The following is a 12,226-nucleotide window of genomic DNA, read 5'->3' on the forward strand; positions in this document are numbered from 1 at the left end:
CCGCCTCTGTTTGGTTTCTTTAAAACACGAAGCTGTCTGAGAGCAGTGCTAGGTCATCCGCTGTATCCTGCAATAGAAGCGTTGTGTTGTTGCCGAGTTGGATCGAAACGTCATCACCGCTGGCACTGACATGGCTGGCAAACCAAGCGGCATAGTCACTTTGACTGTCCCCGAGATCCAAGCCGCGCAGATGCAGCCGGTCTCCTTCAGCAACCGAGTAGTCCAGAATGAGATCTTGCGACCCGTCCAGATCGTCGTTGCGGAAAATGAAGGTATCTGCCCCGCTGCCGCCGGAGGCCACGTCGTCGCCAGCGCCCAAATACAGACGATCGGAGTCAGCGCCTCCGTCCAGCGTGTCGTTGCCAGAAGCGCCGCTGAGGTAATCTCGATCTGCGCCACCTGACAGCTCGTCATTGCCTCGGTCGCCTCGGAGACTGTCGCGCCCCTCGCCGCCGGTGAGCACATCGTCATTCGCACCGCCACGAAGGTTGTCGCTTCCCAAGCCGCCATCAAGGGCATCATTGCCAGAGCCGCCGCGCAACTCGTCATCGCCTCCACCACCGGTGAGCGCATCTTGCCCGGAGCCACCAACCAACTGGTCGGCACCGTTTCCGCCGTCGAGCGTGTCGTTGCCGCTGCCTCCGGTCAGCTCATCAGCGCCTTCATCGCCAGCCAGGTTGTCATTGCCGGAACCGCCGTTGAGAACGTCATCACCGGAACCGCCAGAGAGGTCGTCGTCTCCAGAGCCACCGCGCAAGATATCTGCTCCGCTACCTCCAGACAGCACATCGTCTTGCCCACCGCCCGACAGCGTATCGTCACCGGCGCTGCCAAAGAGCATGTCAGACCCCGATCCCCCTCTGAGAACGTCCGAGGCCTCGCCGCCATCCAACGTGTCATGACCTGCAGAGCCTTCCAGCGTGTCGCTGCCCTCACCGCCAAGCAAATAGTCGTCATTCTCTGGCAAGAGGTTACCAAATTGGTCATAGCGCAGACCGTCGCTGTCATACTGGGACACAATGGTGCTATCGCCGCCCGGTCCATCGCCGCCGTGTAAATAATCATCACCGTCGCCACCTTGGAGCGTGTCGCCAAGGCCACCGCCAATCAGATCATCTTCGCCAATACCGCCATCCAGCGTGTCATTGCCGCCGTTGCCCTCGAGCAGGTCGTCATAGGTCAGTTCACCCTCGGTCGTTGCAACCAAGCTTAGATCACGGATCAGAACAGAGGAGGACAGATCCACCTCAACAAAGGGGCTTTCCGCAGTGGGGTCGGCCGCGCCATCGTTGGAGTAGGAACTGGGGGCCTCAGTCAAAAGCACTAGGCTCGCTTCACCGGTCGCCGGGTCGATCACCACCTGATAGATGCCGCCGCTGTTGCCTGTGGCGTTGTTCATGTCGTGGTCACCGGAGTTGCCGCCGACAAACAGGTTGCCGTCCGCGTCCATGATCGCCGCACCAAAGGTCACTGCTGGTGCGCCGTCGAGCGTGACGCCGTCCACAACCGTCGAGGTTACAGGTACCAACGTGAATTCCGGTGTGCCGCTGGAGATATCGACAACCAACAGGATGGTGTCTGCCCCTTCGGATGGCGGGCGGGCCACGCCGTAGAAGCTTTGGGTGTTGGCATCGAAAGCCACGTCATAAACACGATGGCTGACAAGGTCGCTGGGGAGTTTGTGCACAGTGACCTGTGGGTTTCCATTGGCATCCAGCTGATCGACGTCGATCACTGCAATCCGGTCCATGCTGGATTGGAACGACCAAAGGTTGCCCTGATCATCAAAGTCGCCGGTCCAGGACCGATAGGGCGTTTCGCCAATCCGGTAGCTGTTGCCCTCGGCATCCAGCATGATCAGATCAGAACGCTGCACCGCGTTGCCGAGACTATCGACACCGGTCCCAACAGCGATGGCATACAGCAGATCGTCTTGCGCATTGTAGCCCATGGAATTCACGTTCACGGTGCCCGCTGCACCGGCGACCTCATAGGTCTGTGTTTCCACATCAAACACATGCAGCGTACCGTTCAGGACCTGATAGAGGTTGGCCTGACCGTCTGCGAAGGCGGCCACTTCCACTGTTTGCCCGCCAATCTGCATCTCGCGCGCATAGTGAAATATCGGCCCGGATGTATCAATCGGCGGCCCTGAGTTGGGGCCATCTAGCGACCGCAAAGTGATCTCGGTTTCTCCGCCAATGGCGGTGAAGCTTGTGTCAAAGGCGTTGTAGGCACCGCTTTCCGTTGAGTAGGTCCCAACCACCGCGCCGTTGATGAGCACTTCAACTGTGGCGCCGGGCTGTCCCGCAGCAAAGTTGGCCGCGAGGTCGAACGACAGATTGTAGACGCCTCCTGCCTCGGTAGTGATGGTTTGGCTCATCTGTTGATGACCGCCATCCAGCGCGGACACTGTCCAATTTCCGCTGTTGGCGTAGTCGGTGAATCCTGTTGCGTTGTCGGTGCCTCCCAACAGATTGGCCTGTTCATAGTCGCCATGCAGGGCATCGTTGCCCGCACCGCCGGTGATGCTGTCATCCCCTGACAGCCCGACGATCAGGTCACCTGTGCCAGTCCCGTCGAGCACATCGGAAAGGCCCGTTCCAGTGATGAGATTTAGGTTGCTTGGGGGCATGTCATGTCCTCACATGTATCTGAAAAGGTTGAGACTTTGGCCGATCACCAGCCAATGCCGTTGATCGCCAGATCTTGCGGTGCGGCATCAAACAGCCGGACCACATCCACCACCGACACATCCTTGTGGCGCTGCACGGCGTCCCGGTAGGTGTCGCTGGCGTGGCACACGATCACCACGTCTGCCCCTGCCATGACGCTATCGACATCGTCACGCAGCATGTCAGAGAGGCCTTCTGCCAATTTGGTCAGACCCTGACTGCCGTATTTCGTGTAGCTCGCCAGCCCGTCCAGAGGGGTGTCTTTGGTCACGGCCTCATCATGGGCGAGCAGCTCAATGCCTTGCTGTTGCAGCGTTGCCATCGCCTCCAGAATGGGGCTCTCGCGCAGATCATCGGTGCCCGGTTTGAAAGCCAGCCCGAGAATACCCACTCGCTTGGCGCCGGTTTTCTGCACCATCTCCACAGCCTGTTGGATTTGCTCGGCGTTGGATTGTTCCAGCGCACCGATCATGGGAAGATCAACACCAAGGGTGCTGGCCACATGCTGCACCGCGCGCACCTCTTTGGGCAGGCAAGAGCCGCCATAGGCAAAGCCCGGCTTCAGGTAGTATGCGGACAGGTTGAGTTTCTGATCCTGTGTGAAGATGTCCATCACCGCGTGGCTGTCCACGCCCAAGGGCTTGCACAAACGCCCAACTTCATTGGCAAAACACACTTTGGTGGCGTGCCAAACGTTGTCCACGTATTTGATGGTCTCGGCCACCTCGATGGTGGTCAGAATGGGCTTGTCGTCCACCGGCGCATAGATGCGGCGCATGATCTCTGCTGTGGCAAAATCGGTGGTCCCGATCACGGTTTTGGGCGGGTTATGGAAATCATCGATCGCCACACCTTCGCGCAGGAACTCCGGGTTGAAGCAGATGCCAAAATCACGACCTACCACTTTGCCCGACACGGCCTCCAGAATGGGCGCCATAACCTTCATCGTGGTGCCCGGCGGGATGGAGCAGCGCATGGCAAAGACGTGAAAGCCCTCCTTGTCGCGCAGACCCTGCGCCATCGCATCAGACGCCAACTTGATGAAGTTGTAATCACAGCCGCCGTCCGCAGCGGTGGGGGTGCCCACGGACACAAAGGTCACATCCGTGTCGATGACCGCCTGGCGCAGATCATCTGTGGCGCTGATCAAGCCCTCTTCAACACCCGCAGTCAGGGTTTCGGTGAGCTGATCTTCGTGGATCGGGCTTTGACCGCGGCCAATTTGATCCACTTTGGCCTGGTCCAAATCCACGCCGATCACGCGGTGGCCCAAAGACGCCAGGCAGGCGGTTGAAACCGCGCCGACATAGCCAAGGCCCACAACGCTGATGCTGGATTTTTGACGGGGAGACGGGACGACAATCTCTGCGTCCTGTGGTGAAAACTTGCGGTATTCCATAACAGTGTCCTCCTGATTGAGTTCAAGTTAGAGGATTGTTTTCATCAAATTTTCTGGAAATAGGTCATCCTGAACGCCCCGAGGGTCAGCCCGCTATCCTTTCGAGAGTCCCCCCTTCTGAGACCCTCAAAACAACAAAACCTGCATGGAGCTCCATGCAGGTTTGTCGCGTTCGCCTAGCTGGGTGGGCTATGAAACGGCGAACGATCCGGGGGGAAAGGATCAGGCCACTTCGGCGCGGTGATAGATGTCCTCGTAGCGAATGATGTCGTCTTCACCGAGGTAGCACCCAGACTGCACCTCGATCAGATGCAGCGGCAGCTTGCCGGGGTTTTCGAGCCGGTGTACGGCGCCCAGTGGAATGTACGTACTCTCGTTTTCCGTCAGCAGTTTGACGTCGTCATTCACCGTCACTTTGGCGGAGCCGCTGACCACCACCCAGTGTTCGGCGCGATGCACATGACTTTGCAGGGACAGCTTGGCGCCTGGCTCCACCATGATGCGTTTCACTTGAAACCGTGGGCCGAGAGACAGCGTTTCATAGTAGCCCCAAGGGCGGTAGCAGCGTTTGAACCCATCGGCTTGCGGGGCCCCTTCCGCCCGCAGCGTCTCCACCACTTGGCCGACATTGGCGCTTTCGCTGCGGTCGGCAATCAAAATGCCATCGTCGGTGGCCACGGCCATGACGTTTTTCAGCCCCAGCCCCACGAGCTTCACATCCGGATTTTCGGACTTCAGCAGACTGCCTTCGCAGTCAATTGCGGTGGCATTGCCAGCGGTCACCGTGTCCTGGCTGTTTGGCGTGCCAATATCCTTGAGCGCTTGCCAGCTGCCCAAATCAGACCAGTCACAGGTGAGTGGCAAAGCCGCGCATTCCTGAAGGTTTTCCATGATCGCATGATCAAAGGAGATGGTTGCACAGCGCTTGTAAGCCTCAGCGTTCAGACGGGTGAACCCGAGATCTTCGCTGCCCAGTGCCATTGCCGCCTCTGCCGGTCCAATCAGCTCCGGTGCGTAGGTTTCGAAAGCCTTCAGAACCGTATCCACGCGGAACAGGAACATGCCCGAATTCCACAGCCAGTTGCCTTCCGCCAACATTGCAGCGGCGGTGTCAGCGTCTGGTTTTTCCGCAAACTGAGAAATCATCAAAGCGTCATCATTGCCGCCTTCGACACGCAAATACCCAAAGCCGGTCGCGGCGTGATCCGGTTTGATGCCCAAGGTCACGATCAAACCTTTCTCTGCGACCCGTGCTGCTTTGGCGATCACCTGACGAAACGTGCGGTCGTCGGTGATCTGATGGTCGCTCGGCACCACAAGCAGCACTTTGTCTGGTGTGTCCTTGTGCACCAAGGCAGCTGTCAAAACTGCCGGTGCGGTGTTGCGGCCCTCAGGCTCCACAATCAATGCACCGCAGGTGGCCTGCATCTCTGTCATCTGTTTCTGCGCGATGAAGCGGTAGTCTTCGCCGGTGATCACCGTGGGCTCTGCAAAACCGGGGGCCAGCACACGGTCTACGGTGCGCTGAAACAGGCTTGGGCCGTCGAGCAGGTTGGCAAACTGCTTTGGGAAGCTCTTGCGCGACACAGGCCACAGACGGGTACCAGACCCTCCGGCGAGAATGACAGGCGTGATCATGAAAACATCCTTTCGTTGTGTGTTGAGATCAGCCTAGCTGTGCGAAGGACGCCGTTTGGGATGTCGGAGGGGTATGCGGATGCGCAAAAGGATAGTTGCGCCTCAAAAGGGCAGATCGATCAGCCCGACATACAGCATCAAAAGGGTGAGAAAGGCGGAGGTTGCGGTGAGCAGCTGGAACTTGGCAAACCCATTGCGCAACCGGTCGACAAAACTTGAGCCCTCTCCTGCGCTTTGATTGCCGCGATTGGACCACTTCTGTTTGGACAGGTGAAAGATCATGTAGATCTTCACCGACGCGTTAATCACCTGATTCAGATAAAGAATAAACGGCCAGGTCATATCCGCCCGGCGGCTGTAGCCGATCAAGAAGAGGCACAGCACCACGCGGGAAAACAACACCCAGATCAGGCAGTTCCAAAAATACCCGGGTGCGATCATGCTACCCAGCACGGCCATGATCGGGCTGACCATCATCGTCCACATGGCGAGGCGCTGATCCACCACACACCACCAAATGAAAAACGGCATCCGGCGTGGGCCCAGCGCAATGGCGCGGCTGCCATTGCGCAGCATGTTTCCGGACCAGCGGCGAAAGTTCTGGATCATCCGCATCAGCCCGTTCTCTTTAATCACCTCAATGGTGTAGACCGTGGCATCCGGCACATAGGTCATCTTCGCGCCCACGCTCAGCAAGCGGTACCAGGTCGATTTGTCGTCCCCAGACAAGAAGCGGAACCGGCCCCAGAGCCAGTGGTTCAGGTGATCGGCCTCAATGGTGCGAATGAATTTTGGGTCCACGATATGGCGTGCGCGAAAGACGCTCATGCGGCCGGTCAATGTGAGCACACGGTTGGACAAGGCGTGACTCTGCATTGCCAGACGGCGTTGGGCAAAACGCATGTCGAGCCATTTGGCGATCCACTGCGGGCCATAACAGATCACCTCTTCGTCGGTGGTCAGCGCCTGCAACTCGGGATCATAGGCAAACATCGACAGTGTTTTCTTGAGCACATCATCGCCAAACAAGGCGTCCCCATCCATGAAGATCACCATGTCTTCGGGATCGGCTGCCGTACGGCTGATTGCGCGCAGGATCAGGCCGATGGCCATGCGCTTGCCCGGTTGGTTCTGACGGATGAACACCAGTTCGGCGAGATCATCGGGGATGTCTTGGGCGTAAGTCTCCACAAACTCCCGAATGATCATTTCATCATAGGCGCTGCCGGTGCCGATATAGAGCGTCGTTGGGATACGCTCGCGCCGGATTTGGCCGAGAATGGACCCGATCACCCGTTTGGTGATCGAAGGCTCCTCATAATAGGTGGTCATCTGGATATGCAGGCGTTTTGGGCGCCAGCCCGCGTCCCAAAGCGCATCCGCCTGCTGGCGCATAGCCGGCCATTTGCAACGGGCGTAGATCATTGCGCGAATGGAGTGGGTGAACCACCAACCAAACCGCCACAGCCCCAGAGTGCCAAGCACCACAGTGATATGGCCTGCGTTGGGATCAAGGAACCGGTTGGGCACATTGGCCAGCAGCCAATAAAGAGCCGTGATCACCGCCATCAAAGCCAGCAAGTGCGGAAAGGTCCAGCGCGCCCAATAAGGTTTGATCGGTGTCTGCAGGTCCCGCAACCGCGTTGTTAGGTCCTTGTCAAAAGCATATTCGGACTCTGGCTCATACATCGGACGGCCACAGTGTTTTTACGCGGTCAATCACCCGCTGGGCCCAGGGGCGACGCACCTCAAGGTTAACTGGAGCATCGCGGCGCAAAGCCACTTTGGTATCCGCCGCACTCAGATCGCGCGGCGTGACGGTGACGATGATGCCAAATTCCCCGGGACGACGCGGGTCCGCCCCGGCATGCACATCGGTCACCACGCCCGGCAGCGTCTGTTTCTGCCCCATGGTGTTGATGCCAATGCTGGCGGGCATGCCGACAAAGATCGTTTCGGCAAAACGCTCGCTGACCCAGCCTTGTGCCACGCGCGGCGTATCGCCCTCAAACACGGCAGCCATGTCATCATGGTCATAGGGCTGGCCCTTGCGCACCAGAACTTCATGCACCACGCCGTCGGAGGGCGCGCGTACGTGGCTCAGCGAGATTGCGGCTTTGTGCGCATCCCGCGTTGCCCGTAGACCGCGCACTTTGGCCAGTTGCGCGGCCTCCACTTCTCTCAAACGAGTCACGGCAAACTGAAACGGGTCCAGGGCAATGGCGGCCTGCGGGTTTGTTGCCAACATCGCCTGCCAGCGGTCCCACAAAGTGTCAAAGCCACGATCGCCAACAAACCGCGCATAAGCCTGCCCCATTGCCGCAGCCCGCACATCCGCCGCTGCGACCGTATGATAGGCCGTGAGCGCCTCGAGTGTCTCAGTGATCTGGAGCAGCTCGGCTTGTTCCTGCGCCAGTTTGGCCCGCGCCAAATCCAGTTTGCCTTCCGCTTGAGGATCTTTCAGGCGCACAAGAACTTGCCCCGCAACAACGGCCTCACCCGGTTCCACGGAAATCGACTTCACGTAACCTTCGCTGGCGGGCAGCTGTTCCGCGATTGGCGCGACCACCCGTCCGTGTTGCACGTTGATGCGGGTGACGCTGTTGAACACGGACGCACCGAGAATGGTGGCGACGGTCAGAGCGATCACACTGTAGATAAAGACATGCAGAGCCACGCGGATCGGTGTGGGCCAACGCCCTTTGATGCTGGCCTCTTTCTCTTCTTCGGTCTCACTCATCGGAACAAGGTCGACCGGCGTGTCCAAACTGGTGATGACATCCCCACTGCTGGCCATTTGGCCAGACAGCAGCGCACGGTAAAACAGCGCCAGTGTCTCGCGCTGCCGCCCGCTGAGGCCTTCAAATTCCACCAGACCGTCATTGTTTGGGGGAGTGAGCCGCACCGGAAACCGCACGTCCACGCCTTGAAATGGAACACTGAGCACGCCAGTCTGGGGGCACTCCCCAGCCTCTTCTGGCCAGTGCAGACCAGCCAGCGACCATGCCTCAATCCGCACAGCCTCTCCTGCTGGCGTTTCAAACGTCAGCGGCGCTTGCACGGTCCAGCTCATGTCAGAGCCGGCAGGTTGATGGCGAATTTTCACAGCGACCTCGTGAGATGTTCGAGGTCAAACTAAACTCAAGCGCGCAAAATGAAGCCCGCGCGGCTGTATGGAACGGCAATCTAAAGAGAAATCAACTAACCCAAAGGCTAGGGTTTTCAGAAACGGCCCAAAATTAGCCCGCGCATTTGGATAGTGTCCCATACTTTGGATGAGGTATCGGCTGCAGGGCACATGCCCCCCAGCACTGTCGCCCGCCTTCCACCGTTAATACGGTTAAGCGACTAAAATGCAGAGGCCCCATCCCAAATATGTGGGACAGGGCCACGTTTTGCGAAACGCAACACAGGTTCAATCGGCACAAAGCCGTTAGACGGTACCCCCCAGACTATCCTCCAGCGCCACCAATTCTTGGCCGCCAGCCATCATGTCCTGCAGCTCATCCGGGGTGATCTGGCCACGTTGCGACGTGCCCAATGTCTGACCGCGATTAAGAACCGTAAACCTGTCGCCAACCGCCAGCGCGTGGCGGACGTTGTGGGTGATAAACACCACAGCCACGCCCTGTTTACGTACCTTATCGATGGTCGCCAAAACATTCGCGGTCTGACGCACACCAAGAGCGGACGTCGGCTCGTCCAGAATGAGCACTTTGGCCCCGAAGTGGACGGCACGCGCGATGGCCACAGTTTGCCGCTCACCGCCTGACAAGGTGCCCACAGCCTGATCCGGGCCGCGAAGGTTGATGCCCATTTTGCGCATCTCATCCATCGTGACTTTATTGGCGTAGTCGTGATCGAAGAAGTTCATCGGGCCAATCTTTTTCACCGGCTCATTGCCCATGAAGAAGTTTCGGCTCACCGACATCAATGGGATCATAGCCAGGTGCTGGTGCACCGTCGCAATACCTGCAGAAATCGCATCACGCGGGTCCGCAAAATGCATCTGCTGACCTTCAAACAGGATCTCGCCCTTGGTCGGCTTATGCACGCCGGACATGGTTTTGATGAAAGTCGACTTCCCTGCGCCGTTGTCGCCAAGCAGACAGTGGCACTCGCCAGGAAAGATATCGACCGAAACACCCGCCAATGCGATCACGCGGCCAAAGTGTTTCTCGATGTTTTTCATTTGAATGATGGGAGCATGTTCAGGGTTCATATCAACGTTCCCCCGTGATGATGCGACGGATGTAGGTGTTCAGGATCACCGCCCCCAGCAGGATCACACCGAGGAACACGCGGAATAGAGAGCTTTCCACCCCGGCGAAGAACAGACCTTGCTGCACCACACCGAAGATCAAGGCACCCAACGCGGCCCCAATCACCGATCCGTAGCCCCCGGTCAGCAACGCCCCCCCAATAACCACGGCGATGATGGCCTCAAACTCCTTGAGCAAGCCGCGGTCTGCACCGGCGGAGCCGAACTCCATGACCTGACACACAGCAAACACAGTCGCGCAGAAGGCGGTGAACATGAACATCAGGATTTTCACCTTGTTCACAGGCACACCAGAGTTCCGAGCCGCCTCCGCATCGCCACCAGCTGCATAGATCCAGTTACCGAACTTGGTTTTGGTCAAAATGATGTGCCCGACAATCACCAAGCCAATGGCCCAAACGATCAGCATTGGCAGGCCTTCAACCACTGGCTGCCCTTTGCGGGTACCGCGCTCAAACACCGCAATGATGCCGTTGTCGCCCATCCACTGGAAAAAGCCGGTGAAGATTTTGCCGCCAAAGATTGGAGCTAACCAATCGCCCTCAGCAACATCACTCACGCCGCCAATGATGGTTTTGCGCTCGATGGTCTGCGGCAGGTAGATCGCAAAGCCGCGCAGAATAAACAGGAACGCCAAGGTCACGATAAAGCTTGGCAGCCCGGTACGCACCACGATGAACCCGTTTAACGCGCCGATGGACACCGCAATCACGAAGGTAACGATGATTGCCATCCACACAGGCCAGCCGAGCGTCACGCTGAAGATCGCAATCAGCATCCCCGCGAAACCGATCATCGAGCCAACCGAGAGATCAAACTCCCCTGCGATCATCAACAGACAGGCCCCAACGGCGATGATCATGAATTGCGCCGAGATCTGGCTCCAGTTCATGATGCCCTGGCTGTTGAACATCCCGCTGTCAAAAGCGAAGAGAAGGAAAAAGGTGAACACGGCGACGGTGCCGACAATCCCGCCCAGCTCTGGGCGGATCAACGCATTGCGGAAACTGGAAATTTCCTTGACGCGTTCGTCGGTATTGGCCGTGGGCTGCGTCGCGCTTGTCATGCGACATCTCCCGTTTGGTCTGAATTGTAGGATTTGAAGTACAGTGTGCGAGGGGCGCCAATGCAAGCGCCCCGCGCGAAGTGAGTGACGCTTAGCGGTATTCGCCTGCGAACTCTTCAACTTTCTCCAGGCCGTCTGCGGTCACAAAACCAGGGCCGGAGTTGATGTTGTTACCTGGCAGAACGCCGTAGCGGTGGTAGTTGGTGAGCACCACAACTGGCAGGTAGGCCTGCAGGAATGGCTGCTGGTCGATGCCCCAGTTGATCACGCCGGCCTTAATGCCTTTCACGATTTCTTCGCCGAGGTCAAAGGTGCCGAAGTAGATGTCACCGGCCATGCCGTTTTCATCCAGCGCCAACAGCGTTGGATCTGCGGATGTTGGGCCAAGCGTCAGGATCGCGTCGGTTTCCGGGTTGGCATTCAGATACGCCAGAACGCGGTTCTTGATCTCTGCCGGGTCTTGGCCACTGTCGATCATCTGATCTCCCAGATCCACGCCCAGACCATCGGCAAAGCCCTGGCAGCGCTCGGTCGAAGATGGCGAAGAGATGTAGTGGTTTACGCAGAGGAAGCTGCCCACGCCGTCGCCTTTGGCGCGTACACCCGCCGCGTAACCTGCGTCATACTCTGGCTGACCCACATACATCAGCGCGCCAACTTCGCGTGCCTGATCCGGGGTGCCGGAGTTCATGATGATCACGTCAACGCCGCTGTCCACTGCCGCTTTGATCGGGCCGGACAGAACGTCGTAATCAGACAGGGTGGTGATGATGCCGTTTGGACCGGAGGCCGCGGCCTGCTCGATGATACGCGCCATGTCGGCGAGGTCACCGGTTGGCGGGTTGCGGTATTCAACCTCAACACCCATCTGATCGCCCGCAAGCGCGATGCCGTTTTTGATTGTGTTCCACCAGCTGTCGCTGTCCGGTGCGTGGCTGACAAGAACATATTTCTCACCTTCGGCCACTGCCGAAGTTGCCACGGCGAATGGTGCTGCCACCACGGCAGCGGCCAGAGCCAGCTTCTTTGTAATTGACGTCATGTTTTCCTCCCAAAATCACGTCTTCATGGCACGTGGGCGGCTGATCCCGCCTCTCCGACTCAATTTAAACCACACTCCAACCCATTTTGCAACCGGTTGCAAAATTGCAGGCGCTGTTTCATGC

8 protein-coding genes are annotated in these 12,226 nt (G+C 58.2%); all 8 read right to left on the reverse strand.

Translation table 11 applies throughout. The annotated features are described in order from the left end of the window. Window positions 1–19: 19 nt before the first annotated feature. The 8 genes from SIB92_RS12505 to SIB92_RS12540 all read right to left on the reverse strand — a co-directional run bounded on the left by SIB92_RS12505 (window position 20) and on the right by SIB92_RS12540 (window position 12,102). A complete protein-coding gene (locus SIB92_RS12505) occupies window positions 20–2,635 on the reverse strand; it encodes a DUF6923 family protein (protein WP_412552360.1) in 2,616 nt (871 codons plus the stop codon). A 44-nt stretch (window positions 2,636–2,679) separates the two neighbouring features. Further along, window positions 2,680–4,074, reverse strand: a complete 1,395-nt coding sequence (locus tag SIB92_RS12510; RefSeq protein ID WP_412552361.1) for a nucleotide sugar dehydrogenase — start codon at window positions 4,072–4,074, stop codon at window positions 2,680–2,682. A gap of 222 nt (window positions 4,075–4,296) precedes the next feature. Beyond that, window positions 4,297–5,712: a mannose-1-phosphate guanylyltransferase/mannose-6-phosphate isomerase gene (locus SIB92_RS12515; RefSeq protein ID WP_412552362.1), complete on the reverse strand. Its 1,416-nt coding sequence runs from the start codon at window positions 5,710–5,712 to the stop codon at window positions 4,297–4,299. 102 nt (window positions 5,713–5,814) lie between these two features. After that, a complete protein-coding gene (locus SIB92_RS12520; RefSeq protein WP_412552363.1) occupies window positions 5,815–7,401 on the reverse strand; it encodes a glycosyltransferase in 1,587 nt (528 codons plus the stop codon). Next, window positions 7,394–8,785, reverse strand: a complete 1,392-nt coding sequence (locus SIB92_RS12525; RefSeq protein ID WP_412552364.1) for an HlyD family secretion protein — start codon at window positions 8,783–8,785, stop codon at window positions 7,394–7,396. The genes SIB92_RS12520 and SIB92_RS12525 overlap by 8 nt, the downstream gene beginning before the upstream one ends. 360 nt (window positions 8,786–9,145) lie before the next feature. Next, entirely contained in the window at window positions 9,146–9,934 is a 789-nt protein-coding gene (locus SIB92_RS12530) for an ATP-binding cassette domain-containing protein (RefSeq protein ID WP_294118842.1), read from the reverse strand. 1 nt (window position 9,935) lies between these two features. Further along, the gene (locus tag SIB92_RS12535) at window positions 9,936–11,060 is read right to left on the reverse strand and encodes an ABC transporter permease (RefSeq protein ID WP_412552365.1); all 1,125 of its coding nucleotides are present in this window, start codon (window positions 11,058–11,060) and stop codon (window positions 9,936–9,938) included. A gap of 91 nt (window positions 11,061–11,151) precedes the next feature. Continuing rightward, window positions 11,152–12,102, reverse strand: a complete 951-nt coding sequence (locus tag SIB92_RS12540) for a sugar ABC transporter substrate-binding protein (protein WP_294118840.1) — start codon at window positions 12,100–12,102, stop codon at window positions 11,152–11,154. Window positions 12,103–12,226: the final 124 nt, after the last annotated feature.

The sequence above is a fragment of the Shimia sp. MIT1388 genome (assembly GCF_047124445.1).
Classification (GTDB): Bacteria; Pseudomonadota; Alphaproteobacteria; order Rhodobacterales; family Rhodobacteraceae; genus Shimia.

Excerpts from the sequence above, each read along its gene's own strand:
- SIB92_RS12505 (WP_412552360.1), bottom strand. The coding sequence starts at position 2,635 with ATGCCCCCAAGCAACCTAAATCTCATCACTGGAACGGGCCTTTCCGAT.
- SIB92_RS12510 (WP_412552361.1), bottom strand. The coding sequence starts at position 4,074 with ATGGAATACCGCAAGTTTTCACCACAGGACGCAGAGATTGTCGTCCCG.
- SIB92_RS12515 (WP_412552362.1), bottom strand. The coding sequence starts at position 5,712 with ATGATCACGCCTGTCATTCTCGCCGGAGGGTCTGGTACCCGTCTGTGG.
- SIB92_RS12520 (WP_412552363.1), bottom strand. The coding sequence starts at position 7,401 with ATGTATGAGCCAGAGTCCGAATATGCTTTTGACAAGGACCTAACAACG.
- SIB92_RS12525 (WP_412552364.1), bottom strand. The coding sequence starts at position 8,785 with ATGAGCTGGACCGTGCAAGCGCCGCTGACGTTTGAAACGCCAGCAGGA.
- SIB92_RS12530 (WP_294118842.1), bottom strand. The coding sequence starts at position 9,934 with ATGAACCCTGAACATGCTCCCATCATTCAAATGAAAAACATCGAGAAA.
- SIB92_RS12535 (WP_412552365.1), bottom strand. The coding sequence starts at position 11,060 with ATGACAAGCGCGACGCAGCCCACGGCCAATACCGACGAACGCGTCAAG.
- SIB92_RS12540 (WP_294118840.1), bottom strand. The coding sequence starts at position 12,102 with ATGACGTCAATTACAAAGAAGCTGGCTCTGGCCGCTGCCGTGGTGGCA.